At 38.6% G+C, this 19,429-nt stretch carries 22 protein-coding genes and 2 riboswitches; of the genes, 17 read left to right on the forward strand and 5 right to left on the reverse strand.

Features of this window, described 5'->3' with window-relative positions:
- Positions 1-232: 232 nt before the first annotated feature.
- Positions 233-1,426, reverse strand: a complete 1,194-nt coding sequence (gene cytX, locus VCHSUH04_RS02625) for a putative hydroxymethylpyrimidine transporter CytX (RefSeq protein WP_105085226.1) — start codon at positions 1,424-1,426, stop codon at positions 233-235.
- A gap of 52 nt (positions 1,427-1,478) precedes the next feature.
- A riboswitch (TPP riboswitch) is annotated at positions 1,479-1,584 on the reverse strand.
- 81 nt (positions 1,585-1,665) lie between these two features.
- Positions 1,666-1,760, forward strand: a riboswitch (TPP riboswitch).
- 63 nt (positions 1,761-1,823) lie between these two features.
- Here cytX and thiW point away from each other — a divergent pair.
- The 3 genes from thiW to thiM are packed head-to-tail and all read left to right on the forward strand — an operon-like array spanning position 1,824 to position 4,667.
- Entirely contained in the window at positions 1,824-2,303 is a 480-nt protein-coding gene (thiW, locus tag VCHSUH04_RS02630) for an energy coupling factor transporter S component ThiW (protein ID WP_105085227.1), read from the forward strand.
- Positions 2,303-3,145: a bifunctional hydroxymethylpyrimidine kinase/phosphomethylpyrimidine kinase gene (thiD, locus tag VCHSUH04_RS02635; protein ID WP_105085228.1), complete on the forward strand. Its 843-nt coding sequence runs from the start codon at positions 2,303-2,305 to the stop codon at positions 3,143-3,145. Before thiW ends, thiD begins: the two co-directional genes overlap by 1 nt.
- A gap of 4 nt (positions 3,146-3,149) precedes the next feature.
- Positions 3,150-4,667 (forward strand): hydroxyethylthiazole kinase, encoded by a 1,518-nt coding sequence (thiM, locus tag VCHSUH04_RS02640; RefSeq protein WP_105085229.1) that lies wholly within the window; start codon positions 3,150-3,152, stop codon positions 4,665-4,667.
- Between the two features lie 194 nt (positions 4,668-4,861).
- Here thiM and rbr read toward each other — a convergent pair whose 3' ends face one another.
- Positions 4,862-5,407, reverse strand: a complete 546-nt coding sequence (gene rbr, locus VCHSUH04_RS02645) for a rubrerythrin (RefSeq protein ID WP_105085230.1) — start codon at positions 5,405-5,407, stop codon at positions 4,862-4,864.
- A gap of 603 nt (positions 5,408-6,010) precedes the next feature.
- Here rbr and VCHSUH04_RS02650 point away from each other — a divergent pair.
- From VCHSUH04_RS02650 to VCHSUH04_RS02680, 7 genes are all read left to right on the forward strand, one after another.
- Positions 6,011-6,214 (forward strand): DUF951 domain-containing protein, encoded by a 204-nt coding sequence (locus VCHSUH04_RS02650; RefSeq protein ID WP_105085231.1) that lies wholly within the window; start codon positions 6,011-6,013, stop codon positions 6,212-6,214.
- Positions 6,215-6,223: 9 nt separating this feature from the next.
- Positions 6,224-7,255, forward strand: a complete 1,032-nt coding sequence (gene selD, locus VCHSUH04_RS02655) for a selenide, water dikinase SelD (RefSeq protein WP_105085232.1) — start codon at positions 6,224-6,226, stop codon at positions 7,253-7,255.
- A 169-nt stretch (positions 7,256-7,424) separates the two neighbouring features.
- Positions 7,425-8,024 (forward strand): sulfurtransferase-like selenium metabolism protein YedF, encoded by a 600-nt coding sequence (gene yedF, locus VCHSUH04_RS02660; RefSeq protein ID WP_105085233.1) that lies wholly within the window; start codon positions 7,425-7,427, stop codon positions 8,022-8,024.
- 111 nt (positions 8,025-8,135) lie between these two features.
- Positions 8,136-8,393, forward strand: coding sequence for a DUF3343 domain-containing protein (locus VCHSUH04_RS02665; protein WP_009352053.1), 258 nt, complete (start codon positions 8,136-8,138; stop codon positions 8,391-8,393).
- Positions 8,394-8,505: 112 nt separating this feature from the next.
- Positions 8,506-9,216, forward strand: coding sequence for an NAD(P)H-dependent oxidoreductase (locus VCHSUH04_RS02670; RefSeq protein WP_105085234.1), 711 nt, complete (start codon positions 8,506-8,508; stop codon positions 9,214-9,216).
- A 152-nt stretch (positions 9,217-9,368) separates the two neighbouring features.
- Entirely contained in the window at positions 9,369-9,608 is a 240-nt protein-coding gene (locus VCHSUH04_RS02675; protein ID WP_009351847.1) for a GlsB/YeaQ/YmgE family stress response membrane protein, read from the forward strand.
- A 65-nt stretch (positions 9,609-9,673) separates the two neighbouring features.
- Positions 9,674-9,910 (forward strand): CsbD family protein, encoded by a 237-nt coding sequence (locus tag VCHSUH04_RS02680; RefSeq protein ID WP_024064791.1) that lies wholly within the window; start codon positions 9,674-9,676, stop codon positions 9,908-9,910.
- A 79-nt stretch (positions 9,911-9,989) separates the two neighbouring features.
- On the opposite strand, the gene ychF is transcribed toward VCHSUH04_RS02680, so the two are convergent.
- Complete coding sequence (ychF, locus tag VCHSUH04_RS02685) at positions 9,990-11,096, reverse strand: redox-regulated ATPase YchF (RefSeq protein WP_105085235.1); 1,107 nt, start codon at positions 11,094-11,096, stop codon at positions 9,990-9,992.
- Between the two features lie 245 nt (positions 11,097-11,341).
- Here ychF and VCHSUH04_RS10420 point away from each other — a divergent pair, with 245 nt between their 5' ends.
- Positions 11,342-11,419 carry a putative holin-like toxin gene (locus tag VCHSUH04_RS10420; protein ID WP_227721402.1) on the forward strand — a complete coding sequence of 26 codons (78 nt, stop codon included), beginning with the start codon at positions 11,342-11,344 and terminating at the stop codon, positions 11,417-11,419.
- Between the two features lie 194 nt (positions 11,420-11,613).
- Here the strand turns inward: VCHSUH04_RS10420 and VCHSUH04_RS02690 are convergent, their stop codons facing one another.
- Together VCHSUH04_RS02690 and VCHSUH04_RS02695 are read right to left on the reverse strand one after the other, a co-directional pair.
- Complete coding sequence (locus tag VCHSUH04_RS02690; RefSeq protein ID WP_105085236.1) at positions 11,614-12,588, reverse strand: diaminopimelate dehydrogenase; 975 nt, start codon at positions 12,586-12,588, stop codon at positions 11,614-11,616.
- A gap of 218 nt (positions 12,589-12,806) precedes the next feature.
- Complete coding sequence (locus VCHSUH04_RS02695) at positions 12,807-14,036, reverse strand: LL-diaminopimelate aminotransferase (protein WP_105085237.1); 1,230 nt, start codon at positions 14,034-14,036, stop codon at positions 12,807-12,809.
- A 215-nt stretch (positions 14,037-14,251) separates the two neighbouring features.
- On the opposite strand from VCHSUH04_RS02695, the gene VCHSUH04_RS02700 reads away from it, so the two are divergent.
- From VCHSUH04_RS02700 to rpsR, 6 genes are all read left to right on the forward strand, one after another.
- Complete coding sequence (locus VCHSUH04_RS02700) at positions 14,252-15,337, forward strand: hypothetical protein (protein ID WP_105085238.1); 1,086 nt, start codon at positions 14,252-14,254, stop codon at positions 15,335-15,337.
- A 2-nt stretch (positions 15,338-15,339) separates the two neighbouring features.
- Positions 15,340-16,515, forward strand: a complete 1,176-nt coding sequence (locus tag VCHSUH04_RS02705) for an MBL fold metallo-hydrolase (protein ID WP_105085239.1) — start codon at positions 15,340-15,342, stop codon at positions 16,513-16,515.
- Positions 16,516-16,979: 464 nt separating this feature from the next.
- Positions 16,980-18,164: a multidrug effflux MFS transporter gene (locus VCHSUH04_RS02710; protein WP_105085240.1), complete on the forward strand. Its 1,185-nt coding sequence runs from the start codon at positions 16,980-16,982 to the stop codon at positions 18,162-18,164.
- 142 nt (positions 18,165-18,306) lie between these two features.
- A complete protein-coding gene (rpsF, locus tag VCHSUH04_RS02715; RefSeq protein WP_004693799.1) occupies positions 18,307-18,591 on the forward strand; it encodes a 30S ribosomal protein S6 in 285 nt (94 codons plus the stop codon).
- Positions 18,592-18,610: 19 nt separating this feature from the next.
- Positions 18,611-19,009, forward strand: coding sequence for a single-stranded DNA-binding protein (locus VCHSUH04_RS02720; protein ID WP_004693797.1), 399 nt, complete (start codon positions 18,611-18,613; stop codon positions 19,007-19,009).
- Between the two features lie 39 nt (positions 19,010-19,048).
- Complete coding sequence (gene rpsR / locus VCHSUH04_RS02725; RefSeq protein WP_004693795.1) at positions 19,049-19,279, forward strand: 30S ribosomal protein S18; 231 nt, start codon at positions 19,049-19,051, stop codon at positions 19,277-19,279.
- The last annotated feature ends 150 nt before the right edge of the window (positions 19,280-19,429 follow it).

The following is a 19,429-nucleotide window of genomic DNA, read 5'->3' on the forward strand; positions in this document are numbered from 1 at the left end:
ACAGTGATAAAATACTTTAAAATTAAATAGAGATACATAAAACACCTTCATAATCCTATGAACTACATGCCAAAAACTGGACACAATTTTGAGATGTATAGTTCAGTAACTAGTGGATTGTGAAGGTGTTTTCTTTTTAGATAGTTGATAGCAATGATAGCAGTGTACTTACTATTATCTTTAATCTTTAGCATTGAATTAGTACGTTTATAATAGATGTTACTTGCTAATGCTACTTAATTTCTGTAGATATGTGCGCTGTTTTACTTATAAATCCAACGATAGCTGTAACGACAAATGCCATTGTAAAGGCTGGTAATGTAGCACCTATTGTGCTTTCACTATGTAACATATAGTGGTATAAACCAACAGATACGGCCCAAATAAGACCTCGTACGAGATAAGCCGATACTGTTTGTACTGGTTGGCGATTGATAAAGTAGTCCGCCAATAAGATGGCAATCATCGGTGCAAATACAGAGCCGATGAGATATAGGAAGTCTGTAATATCATCCATTGGATATAGAATAGCTGCAATAGTACCCACCATAGTAACGATGACGGCGATGCCTTTGCTAGATGCACCGTTATAGATAGTCGTGCTAGATACGCCTGCAGAGTAAGCGTCCATAAAGGTTGTAGTAACGGTAGAAAAGATGATAACGATGAGGCCCGCAAGGCCAAGTCCTGCATTCATCATGATTGTAATGATGGAGTCGCCACCGCCAAAGATAGCAGCACTAAGACCTAAGGCGTACATAACGATACTTGTTATAGTGTAGACTGTAGCACTTGTAAGTGATGCGGACACAGGATTTTTGCTTTCACGGGTATAATCGCTGATGAGAGGTAGCCAAGATAGTGGCATGGCAATAGATAATTCAAGAGCAGCGATGAAACTCATGTTTCCGCTACTTAGAAGGCTAGCTTCACTAGGCCACTGGGATATCATGTGAGCGCCCATGTAGAGGGTGAGGCCTAGCAATAGCACAGATACGATGGCTTGAATATAGCCCGTATTGTGGAGGCCGATGAAAAGCCATAGGATGACAAGCGCTCCGATAGCTATCGTCCAAATCATAGGAGACAGGGGTGCTAGCTCTTGTAAGGCTAGCATAGCATCGTAGATCATGATACTAGTCCAGCCGATGAGTTGAAGCATATTTAAAAAGGCAAAGCCTTTTGCCCCTAGTGGGCCAAAGCTGAAGGCGGTAGTATTCATACTGCCTTGCCGCAAACGGCCACCGATGAGACCAGCTCCAAAGAGTAATATACCGCCGATGATATGTCCCAATATGATAGCATATAGACCTTGGGTGAGCCCTAAGGGGGCCAGATAGGTGCCTGTCATAATTTCCGCTATAGATAGAGCAGCACCGAACCATATCATGGCAAACTGTGGTTGTGTAATGTGTGCATCTTTCATACGTCCTCCTTGCCAGGAAGTCATAGAAAAAGCCGAGTTCATAGGAACTCGGCTATTAATCCTCTATGTTCCCTACGTTGGCATTATCCAAATCAGGTTATGGGTTAAAGCGTTAGCTTACTCTCAGCCCACTCTTGTGAGCACCCCGTTATGGCTTCATTATATGCGGATAATAGGAAACCGTCAATTCTTTTGTTGCATAGATTGTATAATAATGTTATAACTAGAGTATAAAAATATATTGCCACTAGGGGTGCTTTAGCTGAGATTGACCATTCAAAACCCTAGACCTGATCCAGATAATACTGGCGTAGGGAAGTGGAGTGAAACATAATACTAAACTATTACGAGACCATTCCATTTGGAGTGGTCTTGTTTTTATATGTTTGGAGGTATTATGAAAAAACTGATTATTGCTAGCATATGTGTGGCCTTAGGCGTAGTGTTATCTACTACATCAATTCCTGTTGGACCAGCTCGTATTTTTCCGTTTCAACATATGATAAATGTTATCTTAGCCGTTGTGGTGGGGACAAGATTTTCAGTAGGTGCTGCCTTTAGTACATCTTGTTTACGGAATGTATTGGCACTAGGTTCTCCGCTAGCCTTCCCTGGCAGTATGATCGGTGCTTGGTTATCTGCGTATTTGTATAAAAAATATAACGCTCTATGGGCAGCCGCTCTTGGTGAAATCATTGGTACCGGACTTATCGGTGCTCTCGTGAGTTATCCAATAGCCCATTTCCTACTAGGTAAACCTTTGGCATTGTTGACTTTAATTACGTCTTTTTCCATGAGCTCTGTGGCAGGTGCTTGCATTGGTTTCATAGTATTACAAATCTTATCTCGTCGTCATTTATTACATAAGGAGGCATAATGAAACTACATACTGCATTGACAATTGCTGGTACCGACCCTAGCGGTGGTGCTGGTATTATGGCGGATTTGAAGTCTTTCCAAAGTCGCCACGTATACGGCATGGCCGTTGTAACCTCTGTGGTAGCCCAAAATACGACGGGCGTCCACCATGTAGAGCATTTATCGCTAGAGAGTATTGAACAACAATTACACGATGTGTATTCCGATATTGAACCGCAAGCCGTTAAAACGGGCATGATTGCGTTGCCGGAGATGATGGATCTCATCTATCCTTATGTGAGTAAACAAATTCCTTATGTAATGGATCCCGTTATGATTGCCACTAGCGGTGACCGACTTGTATCAGATGAGGCAGTAAATTTCTTAAAATCTAAACTCATTCCTACCGCCACTGTTATCACACCGAACCGTAGCGAGGCTGAGGTTTTAGCGGACATGGCTATTACGTGTGAAAGCGACATAACAACGGCGGCGAATCGTATCTTACAGGACTTAGGACCTCAAGTTGTTATCATTAAAGGTGGCCACATCGGCGAAGATGCAACGGATTATGCTTTCACTAAAGATGGTAGCGTCCGTACTTGGACAAGCCCTAAATATGATACGATGCATACACATGGTACGGGCTGTACCTTCTCCGCAGTGATTACGGCGGAGCTCGCAAAGGGCCGCGATGTAATGGATGCCATTGGTATTGCCAAGGACTATATTGCACTTGCTATTAAACATAATCCCGGATTGGGAAATGGCTGTGGTCCCGTTAATCATATGGCGTATGGATTGTTATCTAATGGACCTGAAACGATGGATGAGCTCTTAAAAAATGACGAGAGGAGATAGTGATATGCCCTATGAAAATCCATATATGAATGGTCAAATTTGGCCTGAACTAAATATATTAGAAATCTTGCGCCAGAGAAACCCTCTCGTTATTTGTATTACCAATGATGTAGTGAGGACCTTTACGGCAAATGGGTTACTAGCTATTGGTGCATCACCGGTGATGAGTGAGTGTAGTGAAGATTTGAAAGACCTCATAGTCCATGCATCAGCGTTACTCATCAATATTGGCACTCTTACGCCAGATAAGGTTAGTTACTACAAAGATGCCATAGTGCTGGCGAAGAAACATGAGGTTCCTATCGTTTTAGATCCTGTAGGTTGTCATGCAGGGGCTTACCGTTTATCTGTGGTTTTAGACTTGATTAAGACTGGTGATATCTCATTATTGCGAGGCAATCAAAGTGAAATTAAAGCTATCTACGATGCTTTAAGCCCTAATAATCAGGCAAATACTTCCACTACCGGTAAAGGTGTAGATGGAGGACAGGTCGATGATAGTGCTGTTATTGTGTATCGTCTAGCGCGCCTTATTAACTGCCCTGTTGTAGCTACTGGTGAAGAGGATTATGTGTCCGATGGAACTCGAGTATTTGCAGTGCCACACGGACACCCTATCATGACGGCTGTAACGGGTACGGGTTGTCTATTAGGGGCTGTATTGGCGGCTTTCTTTAGCGCTTATTATCCGTGTAAAAACAGATTATCTATTGGTGAGTTTCTCGCTTATGCATTGGCTTACTATGGTTTAGCCGGTGAAAGTGCCGTACAGGTAAGTGGCGTACAACCTGGTAGTTTTAGTACAGCCTTTATGGATGCCTTATATTCTCTTGATGATAAGGTGCTTAAGTCCGAGAATCGTATACGCCCTGTAGTTGTGCCAGATCAATTACAAGTATATTTCATCAGTGGTACTCAAGATGTAGATCTTAACGAAGGTCGTTTACTATCTGTCGTAGAAGAGGCTTGTCGTGGTGGTGTGACTTGTTTCCAATTTAGAGAAAAGGGTGTAGGTACCTTAGTAGGGCAACAGAAACTAGAGTTAGCCCAACAGTTAAAACAAATCTGTGCTAAGTACAAAGTGCTGTATATTATCAACGATGATGTAGACTTAGCAGTAGCTGTTAATGCTGATGGCGTTCACGTAGGGCAAGAGGATATGAGCCTAGAAGCAGTTCGTGATCTTGTAGGCCATAAGGTGGTTGGCATCTCTATTCATTCCGTAGAGGAACTTCATAAGACTGATATAATCTATGCTGACTGTGTAGGTGTAGGTCCTATGTATGCTACAAGTAGTAAACCTGATGCACAAGAGCCATGTGGACCGGAGCGTGTCGCTGAACTACAGGCAGAAGGCTTGACCTTACCATGTGTTGGTATTGGGGGAATTACTTTAGACAATGCGAAGCCTATACTGGAAGCAGGAGCTTGTGGTGTTGCCATCATATCTGCTATTGCTCATGCAGATAACCCTTATGAGGCGGTACAACAGTTTAAGCATTTAGTAGATAGTACTAAATAGTTGCTCTTACAAAACACAACCAAAACACAACCTTAATAGCGAATAGAACACAAAAAAAGACGATGACCTAAGTCATCGTCTTTTTGTTAAGGAAGTTGTTAGTACTTACTGTAAGATTATATTGTACTTACAGGTATGTTTAATTTAAATCTGTACTTACAGGTTGTTAGTTTAGTTAGTGTCGTACTTACAGATTAGATGGATTCAACGAAACGGTGGAAGAAAGCTTGTGGGTGAGCACATACTGGGCAAACTTTAGGAGCTTCTTCACCAACGTGTACATAGCCACAGTTAGCGCAGATCCAAGCTACTGGTTCGTCGTTGTGGAATACTTTGTTACCAGACACTTGAGCTGCTAATGCAAGGTAACGAGCTTCATGACGAGCTTCGATTTTACCAACTTCGCGCATTTGGTAAGCGATTTTTGCAAAGCCTTCTTTTTCAGCTTCGTCAGCGAAATCTTTGTACATTGTAGTGTGTTCGTAGTTTTCGCCAGCTGCTGCATCACGAAGGTTAGCTTCGATATCGGAAGATACGTCGCCACCATGAAGAGCTTTGAACCACAATTTAGCATGTGCGGATTCGTTGTGAGCTGTTTCTTCGAAATAATCAGCGATTTCGTTCATGCCAGCTTTACGAGCTGCTGCTGCGTAGAAAGTATATTTTTGGAATGCTTGGGATTCGCCAGCGAATGCTGCTTGAAGATTTTTTTCAGTGTTAGAACCTTTTAATTCTGCCATTTTAATACTCCTTTGTACTTACGATAATTTTCAAATTTGTTACTTAACTTATATATTCATAACCACTTGGTTGTGAATTCAAATAATAGAATACTTATTCTACAATTTTCGTGGGCGACTTCGCCTTAGTAAGAAAACTTATTCTTAAATCAAATAGACACTTGCCTAACTCTTAAAATAGTACTTACTTGTTTGTGTTTTTCGGCACTTGCCGTCTTAACAGTTTTATATACAATGTGCTATCCGTATACTTAACGAATAATCATTGTTGACTATATTGTAACATACTAAATGAGAAATGCAAGTGTTTTTGTAAAATTTATTTCGAAAATTTTCTAAATGATAAATATTATCAATGCAGTGAAAATGCGGTTTTTTAAAGACAGGATAGTATAGGATTTATAAAATAATCTGATTTTGATATTGAGAATGATAACTAAATGAAAAATCATTATTGATTACGTATTAATAATCTTTTTGTTAAATGTACTAATAACTCCTCATAAAATAACTATATAAATATAGAATTCTGATATGTTTATAGAACATTGTATTTTTTGTATAATAAGTATATAAATACTGAACGATGTAAAAGGAGGCGCTATGGCATTTATTAGATATTATATAGGCGATGTGGTAAAAATGAAAAAGTCACATCCCTGTGGCAGTGATGAATGGGAAGTTAAGCGGATTGGCACAGACTTTCTCATCGTATGTAATGGTTGTGGTCATCAACTATTGATGCCGCGCCCGAAATTTGAAAAGGCAGTTAAGAAAATCGTATCTCGATTGCCCGAGAATGAATAAGGAGGACGTATGGTACGACTCACTGATTACGTAACAAGTGGGGGCTGTGCGTGTAAGATTGGGCCTCATATATTAAATCGTGTATTAAAAGCAGTGACACCTATTACCAATGAACACGTACTAGCAGATATGACAGGTGCTGACGATGCAGGGGTATATAAACTTTCAGATACACTAGCATTAGTGCAAACATTAGATTTCTTTACGCCTATGGTTAATGATCCTATTTTATTTGGTAAAATTGCGGCTGCTAATGCTTTGAGTGATGTATATGCTATGGGCGGTACGCCTTTAACAGCTATGAATATTGTGGGGTTCCCTGTGCCTCTTGTTGAACAAGGTATATTAACAGATGTATTAAATGGAGCGGGATCCATCGTGGCTGAATCTGGTGCAGCTATCGTAGGTGGCCATAGCATAGAAAATAAAGAGCCTATCTTTGGTATGTCTGTAACAGGGCAAGTGAATCCAAATCGAATTTGGAAAAACAAAGGGGCTCAAGTAGGGGATGTGCTGATATTAACTAAGCGAATTGGTACAGGGATTATGAATAATGCTCTAAAAGGTGATTTATTTCCTGTAGGTACTGAGCAGGCCGTCACTAGTATGAGTACGTTAAATCGGGTGGGAGCAGAGGTGGCTCACAACTTTACTGTGCATGCTTGTACAGACGTAACAGGCTTTAGTCTAATGGGACATTCTGTAGAAATGGCTAGTGCCTCTGATGTGACAATACATATCAAGGCTTACGACATTCCTCTCTTTGATGATGTCATCGAAGCGGCTCAAATGGGATTAGTACCAGCTGCATCCTATGGGAATCGAAAAGCTATAACAGACGTTCAAGTAGATCAGAATTTGGACCCTGTGTGGACGGATATTCTCTTTGACCCCCAAACTTCTGGTGGCTTACTTTTCTCCGTGCCTGCTAGTGAAGGTAATAAATTGGTTGAGGCCTTACACGAATCTGGCATTGACTGTGCTAGTATTGTTGGTACTGTTGAAAGTTTCAGTGGGCTAGCGGTACGTGTTACAGAATAGTTTTATAAAAAACAAGTTTTCTATTATTGGCTATCGATATTTAATTACAATATCATTAGCTGATAGCTGATAGCTGATAGCTGATAGCTGATAGCTGATAGCTGATAGCTGATAGCTGATAGGTAATACTTTTACAAAATATTTAATGTATATAATATAGAGGTGTATGATGAGCAATACAAATGAATTAACTGTAGATGTGCGTGGTAGCTTGTGTCCAAAACCTGTGATTGAAACTAAGAAGGTTAGCGATGCGAATCCAGATGCTGTTATTACTACTATTGTAGATAATGAAGTGAGTCGTGATAATGTAGAAAAGTTTGGCAAGTCTCGTGGTTATGGTGTGGCTATTCGCCAAGATGGTAAGGATTTCTACCTCACTATGACGCCAAATGCAAATCCTGTTACAGAAGCGAGTTGCGAACCGATGAACTATGGTAACCGAGTTATCTTGATGACAAAAGATTATCTCGGTGAAGGTAGTGAAGAGCTCGGTAGAAATTTGATGAAAACCTTCTGGGTGTGCATGGTAGAAGCTGATATAAAACCATCAAAGATCTATTTCATTAATAGCAGTGTTAAGATGGTAACTAAGGATTCTGTTCATTTAGAAAATATTAAAAAACTAGCTGATCTTGGTGTTGAAATTGCAGCATGTGGCATTTGTCTCGATTACTTTGGGGTAAAAGAAGAACTTGGCGTAGGTAGCATTACAAATATGTACGCTATTACGGACTCTATTCTTGGGGAGAATATAGTTAAGTTATAATTCTTAGCACTAGCATTTTAACTGACAGGTTTAGACGGAACGTCTTAGCTTTAAACGGATCGTTAATGTTATAACAATGGAATGGTATATGCTATGGTAGGAGGTGAGGCATTGGAAAATAAAAAATTACTTGTCGTCTTTACGTCCTATTATTTTGGCGATAAAGCAGACAAGATACTAACAGAATTAGCGGTGCCTCATCAATTGATGGCTACACCTCCAGAGCTTTACGATATGTGTGGTTTATCTGTGCAAATAGATCCAAGTATTGTAGAGCAGGTTCAGACTATTTTAAAAGAACATAAGATTAGTACATCTGGCCTCTTTTGGTATGAAAAAGGTGAGCTAGCTGTACCATATAAAGCCTAGACATCGTCTAGGCTTTTTCTTGTTTTTTATTAAAATTTTCATTCTTCTGTAATTTAACGGCTAACTATGGTACTATAAATATATGATATTTTTTATCATTATGGAGGTATATATGAGCAAGTATGAAATAGAAAATGTAAAATTAACAGCCCCTAAATTGGATCGTAACGATTTAGAGTACGCTATGACCTATCGCTATGCTTGTAAGAAGTTTGATAGCAATAAGACAATCTCTGAAGAAGACTGGAATGCTATTTTAAGAGCAGCTCGTTTGGCACCTACATCCCTTGGTTTTGAGCCTTTTGAATTGCTAGTTATTCAAAATCCAGAAATTCGGGAAAAAATGAAAGCTCATGGCTGGGGCATTCATGCGGGCCTTGAAGCAAGTCATTTTGTGGTGTTCTTAACACGTAAAAAAGTGGACTTAGAATTTGACTCCTCTTATGTACGTTACATTCAAGAAACAGTTAAGCAATTGCCTGCAGAAATAGATGCGGTATATCGTGAAAAATATGCTCAATTTACAAAAGAAGACTATAAAACCTTTGAGTCTGAACGTGCAGCCTTTGACTGGGCATCTAAACAAACATATATTGTAATGGCGAATATGATGACTATGGCGGCGTATGAAGGTTTAGATTCTTGTGCTTTAGAAGGCTTCAATCAAGATGACATGACAGAACTCTTAGGTGATGAACTTGGCCTATTCGATACTAAACACTTTGGCATAGCTGTAATGGCTGCCTTTGGTTACCGAGACGAAGAACCACATCGTAATAAAACGCGCCGTACTTTAGACGAAATTGTAACAGTAGTTGAGTAGATCATATATGTAGAACTAAATCGAAATTCTTCATTTAATCTTTAGAAATGAATGGTATATTATTAATATACACAAATTCTAAAATATTTATAAATACTGTATTATTTGAAAGGATTTATGAATATTTTGATTGAATAGGAAGGAGTGATTGTATGTTATGGTCAATTATTGTTGGTGGTTTTATCGGGTTCCTAGCTGGTGCCATCACTAACAAAGGCGGTGCAATGGGCGTTATCGCTAACGTTGTTGCTGGTTTAATTGGCTCGTCCGTAGGTCAGTCCCTATTTGGTACTTGGGGTCCTAGCTTAGCAGGAATGTCCTTAATTCCATCTGTATTGGGTGCAGTAATTGTTGTTGCTGTAGTCTCATTTTTCTTCGGAAAAAAAGGATAGCCCTTTACTTATAAAAGTAGATTTTATATGGTTAAACGTGATTTTACATGAAAGGAGTCACAATTATGGCATTAGATGATAAATTAGATCAAGTTAAAGGTGCAGTAAAAGAAAATGCAGGTAAATTAACTGATGACAAACAAATGCAAGCAGAAGGCGCTGTTGAAAATACAGTAGCAAAAGTAAAAGATGCTGCTGATAGTGTTGTTAATGATATCAAAAAGACTGCAGATGATGCTAAAGATGCTGTAGAAGGTGCTATTAGTGGCCTTAAAAATGCATTGGGCAATGATGACAAATAAAATTAAATAAAAGCTATTTTGTAGCATTAAAAAAACCAGTAAATCGACCGATTTACTGGTTTTTTGTTATTAATTTGTATTATACGTTGAAGCGGAAGTGTGTTACATCGCCGTCTTTCATAACGTAGTCTTTGCCTTCTAGGCGTACAAGACCTTTTTCTTTAGCCGCATTTTGGCTACCGCAAGCTTGTAAGTCATCGAAGGATACGATTTCAGCACGGATGAAGCCTTTTTCGATATCGGAGTGAATTTTACCAGCTGCTTGAGGCGCTTTTGTGCCATTTACAATTGTCCAAGCACGAGCTTCCATTTCACCAGCAGTGAAATAGTTGATAAGACCTAATAGTGCATAACTTGCTTTGATAAGTTTAGTTAAGCCAGATTCTTCAAGACCAAGATCTTCGAGGAATGCGGCGGATTCTTCTTCGGATAACTCTGCAATTTCGGACTCGATACGAGCGGACACAACAACGATACCAGCGCCTTCGTTTTTCGCATATTCCTCAACGCGTTTTACATATTCGTTGGAAGAGTAATCAGATACTTCATCTTCAGAAATGTTAGCTACATAAAGAGATGGTTTTGCTGTAAGCAATGTCAACTCTTTGATCATTTCTAATTCTTCTTCTTCGAGACCTTGTGCACGAACTGGTTTTGCTTCACCTAGACCTTCGATGATGCGTTCTAGTAATGGTAACTCAGCACGAGCGTCTTTATCGCCAGATTTAGCGATTTTTTCAATACGTTGTTTACGTTTTTCTACAGACTCAAGGTCAGCAAGGCAAAGTTCAGTATTGATGATTTCGATGTCGCGGATTGGATCGATAGAACCTGCAACGTGAGTAATATTAGGATCATCGAAACAACGGATAACTTGAGCAATGGCGTCTACTTGGCGAATATGGCTAAGAAATTTGTTACCTAAACCTTCGCCTTTGGACGCACCTTCTACAAGGCCTGCAATATCTACGAAGCGCATAGCTGCAGGGAGGATGCGTTTAGAACCAAACATTTCAGCCAATACCGCTAAACGATTGTCTGGAACGTCAACGACACCTACGTTTGGCTCGATTGTACAGAATGGATAGTTGGCAGCTTCAGCGCCTGCTTTTGTAATGGCGTTGAATAATGTACTTTTACCAACATTTGGAAGGCCTACGATGCCTACTTCTAAATTTGTGCTCATGGTACCACCTTTTATTAACTAATTGATTTCGTTCTTTGTGAAAGCTTCCGTAGAAACTCTATCAAATAAATATTATATCATATAGATGCTATAAATTTGTACTAAAAAAGTGACACTATTAGTCACATAGGTGACTAATAGTGCCACTAAATCCCTTTACATAGAAATCGACAAATTATATATTGATGTCGAGGCCTCTAGATGTGTCAGGTCTTGCCAATTTCTCGAGGATTGGCGGTGATAGCATGAAGACCTACGAAGTTTTATCTTTAATGATAGCTTTTGGTATGTTAGTTGCTACCATTATCATAGCAGCAAGATAATTGACTTCTAACTCAGGTTAGCTTTTATGTAGCAGGGCTTTGAAAAGGACCCTTTTGTCGTCAGGCCACATTTTCAAACTAGTAAGAGATGTGAGAGCTGACGCCGGAAAACATCTACGCCTCACTTCTTCTAAGTAGTATACCATAGAAGTAGATAAAATCCCACACTGATGTGTGGGATTTTATTTTGTGTCTTATAGAGAGTGAGCTCGTAATTCTTCAGCAGAATGAGTGGAAATCCAAGCTGGTGGAATATCGAATACAGTGTAGCAACCTGTGCCGCCGTGTTTAGCAAGACGGTAGATACCACGAGCGTAAGCAACAAGTGCGGAGCCAGTGAATTCAGGGTTAGAATCAAGTTTCAAGGAATATTCGACAACGTGACGAGTACCTTCTGTACTTTCACCAGAGCGAAGAACGAAGCCACCATGTGGAATGCCTTTGTGGTTGCGATCAAGTTCTTCTTGGGAAATAAAGTTTACTACAGTTTCATAACCTACGAAGTAGTTTTCCATAGTTTTGATTTCGTTTTCAATTTTAGCCTTGTCCGCATCAGGAGCAGCTACTACATAGCACTCACGAAGGTGACCTTTGTAGCCATCAACGTCTGGAGTTTCACCATTACGGATGGCTTCAAGGTATTGTTCTTTAGGAACAGTGTATTGACGAGCGTCAAGAACGCCATCGATACGACGGATAGCATCGGAGTGACCTTGAGAAACGCCACGACCCCAGAATGTATAAGATTTGCCTTGAGGCAAGATACTTTCAGCATATACACGTTGTAAAGAGAACATGCCTGGGTCCCAACCGCAAGAAATCAATGTAGCAGTTTTAGCTTCTTTAGCTACTTTGTCTACATTAGCAAAATGCTCAGGAATACGTGCATGTGTATCAAAGGAATCGATACAGTTGAAGTATTTAGTTACCATTGGAGTTTGTTCGATAAGGTCTGTTGCAGAACCACCGCAAAGAACCATAACATCGATTTTACCTTTGAAGTTTGGTAGATCTTCCATAGTATATGTAGGAACACCAGAAACTGTTTCTAAGCCTTTACGACGAGAGAATACACCAACAAGCTCCATATCAGGTTGTAATTTTACGGATGCTTCAACGCCGCGACCTAAGTTGCCGTAGCCAACGATACCAATACGAATTTTGCTCATATTAGCCTCCTATATAAATCGAGAAGTTTAATAATTAACATTTTTATTATAGCACAAAATTAGGGGATTTAATATTTCTCTATAGAATCAAATGATGAGAGAGATAAATGACCGATTGCACTCTTATTATAGGAGCACAATCGGCCGTTTGTTTTTATAGATATTAATTCCTATAGTGGATAAACTCGATATTCGGGATATCCTATTAGAATTTTAATTTAGAATTTCAATGTTTTGATTCTGTCAACGGCACGAATTGTATTTTCGCGGCTACCGAAAGCTGTTAGACGAAGGTAACCTTCACCGTGAGGACCAAAGCCAGAGCCTGGTGTAGATACGATTTGAACTTGTTCGAGCAAGATGTCGAATAATTCCCAACTAGTCATGTTACCAGGTGTTTTTAGCCAAATGTATGGAGCATCTACGCCACCATATACAGTAAGGCCGATGGATTCAAGACCTTCTTTGATAATGCGAGCATTTTCTTTGTAGTATGCAATGTTAGCACGAGTTTGTTCACGGCCTTCTTTAGTGTATACTGCTTCAGCACCGCGTTGAATGATGTAAGGTACACCGTTAAATTTAGTGCATTGGCGACGGTTCCACATAGGATTGAGGGCTTGGCGTTCACCAGATTTAGTTTTGCCTGTCACTTCTTTAGGTACTACTGCATAAGCACAACGTGTACCTGTGAAACCTGCAGTTTTGGAGAAGGAACGGAATTCGATGGCTACTTCGCGAGCGCCTTCGATTTCATAGATGGATTTTACAGTGTCTTCTGTGCTGATGAAAGCTTCGTAAGCGGAGTCGAACATCAAAATCGCATCATTATCTTTACACCATTTAATCCATTCTGCTAAACGAGCACGGCTTAAAACAGTACCAGTTGGGTTGTTAGGGGAGCAAAGATATACGATATCTACACGTTCAGAAGGAAATTCTGGAGAAAAATTGTTTTCAGCGTAAGTAGGAAGGTATACAACCTTTTGGAAAATACCGTCTACAGCTTCGCCAGTACGACCGCCCATAACGTTGGAATCTAGGTATACTGGGTACACTGGATCAGTAATAGCGATGATGTTATCTTCGCTGAATAACTCTTGGATGTTACCAACATCAGATTTTGCACCGTCGGAAACGAATACTTCGTCAATAGCGATGTCTACGCCTAATGGTTTGTAGTCGCCATCAACAATAGCTTGACGCAAGAAGTCATAGCCTTGCTCAGGACCATAACCGCGGAACGTTTCAGCTTTACCCATTTCTTGAACTGCTTTGCTCATAGCATCGATAATTGCTGGAACAAGTGGTAATGTAACATCGCCGATACCAAGACGAATGATATCTGCATCTGGATGTGCTGCTTGATAATCTGCAACCTTTTTAGCGATATTAGCAAATAAATAAGAACCTTGTAGGTTTAAATAGTTTTCATTAATATTAGCCATGATGACTCCTTTTTATAATCAGATTTCTCTATATATAGTAAATTATATAGAATAATGACGCAAGGATTTTCTATAGAATTTTATAGGGTTTAGATACATGAATGTAATAGTAATATAAAATTATTTATTTATGTAGCAAAAAATACCCATAAGATTTGATATAATTTAGATGAGAAAGAAATGAAGTTTGTGGTGTGTTTTATAAGGAGGCAATTATGAGCCAAAATTTATTTTCGGAATGGGTGGATGATGTTTTTGGAAACTTTGAGTATTTCTTAGAAAGTGTTAATGGGGCTCCATTATCGGCTGATATGTGGACTCCTTTTTATGAGAAAGGTCCAGAAGGTTTTTATAGTGACTCAATTCTAAATTCTTTAGGGGATAGTGCCATGGGTAAAACACCACTGGCTATGACTGAATGGATCGCAGCACAGCTTCTTTGTCCTATTAAGACTAAGGGGCAAGAAGAATATAAACGACCTATAGATTTTTGGGATGAGCTTAAACCTTTAAGAAATAAGTCATATTTTACAGCTGATCATAACAAGAAAAAGTATTTTGAGTTATATTCTGGAAAAATAGGAAGTAGAAATGAAGAGAATCTTGCCAAGTTACTATATTTGAATGATAGTATTCCTGGTTTGGGAAATATTATTGATTATCAAGTTCCTTTAAAGGGTAAACAATCTGATAAAATTGGTAAAATTGATTTAGTAGGGTATTCAGAAGAAAATAGACGATTTTCCTTGATTGAATTAAAATATCATCCTGCTGGTAGTCATGAAACTTTACTTAGATGTGTATTAGAGATTTATACATATTATAAATTTTTAAATAAAGAACGATTTATAAATGATTATATTGAGAATTATCCACATAACTTAAAAGGGCATGCATCTGATAGAGATGAATTGGCTTTTGATTCTAATGCTAAATTTGAACTTATTATTTTGTTTGATAATGGAGCTAAAGATATTTCTGAATATGCTAATGATGAGCAAATCCCTTTGTTACCACTAGATATTTATTACCCAAATCAAGCGAATTACTCAAAACAATTTATAGAGTTTCTGGAGTTGAAAGGAAACTTAGGTCAGAAATACTTATATATGCTCTGTAAAGAGATTGCTAGTAAAGAAGATATTGTTTTCAGATTTTGTAAATTAGCACGTTCAGAAGATAGCACTAATGAAAAATTTGAAGCAGTTCAATTTATGGAAGATAAAGAAAAAAACATTCCTGTAGATTTTGACTGGCATATTGGAAAGTATTATATTCAAGAACAATTTATTATCGATTAAATATGAATATTGTTGTTCACCGTGGCACTCATCAGATTGGTGGTAGTGCTATAGAAATTAGTACAGAATCTACTCGTATTATATTAGATTTTGGTAACGAATTAACGTTAGATGAAATGTACACACCTAATAAACTAGATATTGATGGGGTTACGAAAGGGATACCTAACTGTGATGGTATTGTGATTTCTCATTATCATATGGATCATTTAGGCCAATTAACCTCTACAATACCAGAAGTTCCATTATATATGGGTGAGTTAGGTAAGGAAATCGCTCTAATAGGTGCTGAATATCAAGACAAAGATTTATACTTACGATTATTAGGTGCTAATACATTTCGGGGCGGAGAAGTCTTTACTATCGGTGATATATGTATCAGACCGCTGGTTGTTGATCATAGTGCTGCTGATAGTTATATGTTTCTTATTGAAGCAGACGGTAAACGTATTTTATATACAGGTGATTTCCGGATGCATGGATTACGCCATCATGTATTAGAGAAGTTAGTTAAGACTTATATAGGTGAAATTGATGTATTGATTACAGAGGGTACATCATTATCTAGAGCAACAGAGGATTGTATATCTGAATTAGCAGTATTAGATGATATTTCTTCATATATTCAAGATGGGAAATATGTTTTTGTTATGTGTTCCTCTACAAATATTGACCGTATTATGGGAATATGGCAGAATATGCCGTCTGATAAAGTCTTAATTTGTGATGCTTATCAGAAAAAGATTTTAGATACTGTCATTAATAATGTATATTATGAAAGTTCTTTGTATCGTAGACATACTAGCCCATTGGTTCTTGATAAAGGAAAGTATCCTAAATACTATATGGATAACGGCTTTGTATCTTTAGTAAGAGCAACCGAAAATTATATTTCTCACATACAAGAGTTTCCTAAGGACGATGTACGTATTATATATTCTATGTGGACCGGATATATTGAGGAGAATCTTGCATTGAACAATTTACTAGATACATATCCATCTTATATATGCCATGCAAGTGGTCATGTTTCGAAGAATGATTTAGTTCGGTTTATAGATTTAGTGAATCCTGATGTTATTATTCCGGTTCATACCGATAGTCCTGAAAAATTAGAGGAACTAGTACCTGAAAGAAATGTTTATATTATTGATGATAACGAGCCATTTATTTTATAGTTTCTTTTAGAAATTCTATTTTTGATGTATAATAAATAAAAAGAGAGCCATCAACGTGTGGTAGCGTTAGGCTCATCTTACAAATCTTTTTATGATTGCCTAGCGTGCGAGTATTTTGAATACTCTGTTGCGTTAGGCTTTTGTCTTTACACTACTTGAATAGTGCAAAGAGTGATATTGCTATGGAAATTACAAAAAGAATTAAGTAGTACTTTTCGAATTTACTCATAGTATCACCACCTTTCGGTGATGAGCCTAACTCACGTGATGACTCTTAATATTAGTATAGCAAGGTAATTTAAGGAAAAATAGAATTGACATTTGCCTATAGATCAATTTTTGCGTAGTATTTTACTACGCTTTTTTATTGAAAAATATCAAAACTATATAGGATTAACTTTGTTTTTGATATAATCTAAATAAATACATATTATAGTGCGATTTTATATGAAAGTGGTGTCTTTATGCTGACGATTAGCAATAAAGGATGGCTTTTTACTTCTATATTAAGTGCTTTGATGGCGTTTACGTCGTTGTCGACAGATATTTATTTGCCTGCCATGCCAGAGATGGGGCGTGATCTCAATGGTGATGCAGAATTAACGTTGACTGGTTTCTTAATAGGTTTTGCGCTAGCTCAGCTTTTTTGGGGAGCGGTTAGCGATAAAATTGGTCGTAAGAAGCCTTTGATTATGGGGATAGTCTTATTTATCATAGGCTCAGTAGGCTGTGCCCTAAGTTCGTCTATGCTGGAATTACTAGCTTGGCGCGTCTTCCAGGCTTTTGGTGCCTGCGTAGGGCCTATGTTATCACGGGCTATGATTCGCGACTTATACGGTCGGACTGAGGCCGCAAAAATGTTATCTACCTTGGCTATTGTTATGGCTATAGCGCCTATTGCAGGGCCGATGCTAGCAGGGCATCTACTCGTGTGGTATACTTGGCATTCAATCTTTTGGTTATTAGTTGCTATCGGCATTTTGATGCTCGTTGCCGTATTAGTCATTCCTGAAACACATCCTGTAGAGAAACGTAGTAAAAAGTCTATAGCTCATACCTATAATAATTATTGGATTTTATTGCGCAATAAAGGCTTTATGAAGTATACGCTATGTGTCAGTTCCTTTTATATTGCTATCTATGCGTTTTTAACAGGTTCGCCTTATGTATATATTGATGTCTATGAGGTACCAAAAGAGTACTTTGGTTATCTCTTTTCTGTTAATATTATTGGCGTCATGTTATTAAGCGCCATCAATCGACGCATTGTAAGTGCTATACGTCTCGATAGATTATTGAGATTTGCCACCTTATTTGCTGCTATTTGTGTATCCGTTGTAATGGGCCTGATTGTCTTAGGCTACCATTCGCTGTGGTTAATCGTTATTGGTTGTTTTTTATTCTTCTCTATGAACGGCATCATTGCGGCTGTAACGAATGCATTAGCTTTAGATAGAGCAGGTAGAATGGCTGGCTCTGGGGCAGCATTACTAGGGGCTATGCAATATGGTAGTGGTATTGTATCATCGTTGATACTTACCTTCTTACCAAACGATACGGCAGATCCTATGATGGGGGTCATTACATTATTTGTTATTATCTGCGCTATTATCGCTTTTCCTGAGGATGAAAAATATAATCGTATATAATATTGGTGAAAGCAAGGGTTTAAATTTGAACTCTTGCTTTCATTCTTTTTTTAGGTTATAATAGTAAGGCTTATTGATGGTAAGCACTTCCTACCCCTATGTGTCGATAGGGGCATTAGTCCGAAAGAGGAGGTGATTTTGTATGAACAAATACGAAGTCATGTTTATTGTGAAACCAGCTGAAGAGGAAGCAACTAACGCTGTTATTGAAAAAGTAGAAGCTTTAATTGCTCGTGTAGGCGGCACAGTAGAAAAGGTAGATCGTTGGGGCAAGCGTCGTCTTGCTTACGCTGTGAAGAAATTCACTGACGGTTTCTATGTATTGATCAACTTTGAAGCAGCTCCGGCTGAAATCAAAGAAATCGATCGTGTATTGAAAATCAACGATGAAGTCCTAAGACATCTAATTGTAAAACACGAAGCATAATTAAAGCCTGGAGGAAAACATGAACTCTGTACAAATTCTAGGTAATTTAGCTCGTGATCCTGAAGTACGCTATACCAAAACTGGTCGTGCGGTAGCAACTTTCACAGTAGCTGCAACAAACACCTATATTGATTCCACAACAAATGAGACGAAAGAACAAACTGCTTTCATCAACTGTGTTGCATGGGGTAAACTTGGTGAAGCGGCAGGCAATCTTCGTAAAGGCAGTCGTTGCTTTGTAGAAGGTCGTTTGCAAACTCGTTCTTACGAGACTCAGGACGGTCAAAAACGGTACGTTACTGAAGTAGTAGCGAACTTTGTGGGCCAATCCCTTGATATGAATACTAATTCTTTCGAAGGTGGGTCCAATTTTGATAGTTTCAGTACAGGCGGCGATGACGAAAACATCCCGTTCTAGTGTCAGGGACTCCTACTAATTCGAAAAGGAGGATTCGCAATGAGAAGAGATAGAGGCAGAAAGCCAAGAAGAAAAGTATGCGTTTTCTGTGCAGACCATATCGATCAAATCGACTATAAAGATGTTGCTAAACTTCGTCGTTTCACGACTGAACGCGGCAAAATCTTACCTCGTCGTATTTCCGGTACTTGCGCAAAACATCAACGCAAATTGACTACATCTATCAAACGTGCACGTGCAATCGCTTTATTGCCATTCACTGCTGAATAATTGATGAATCAAGGCGGTACAACCATTTGGTTGTGCCGCCTTTTTGCTTTTATGAATAGAGATTATGCGTTTAATGCATAGTCTCTTTTTATATTCCTTTGATTCTCAGGGATTATCATATTTACTGAATTTAATAAATATTCAATATAA

The sequence above is a fragment of the Veillonella sp. T14073-2 genome, from assembly GCF_002959875.1.
GTDB lineage: Bacteria > Bacillota > Negativicutes > Veillonellales > Veillonellaceae > Veillonella > Veillonella infantium.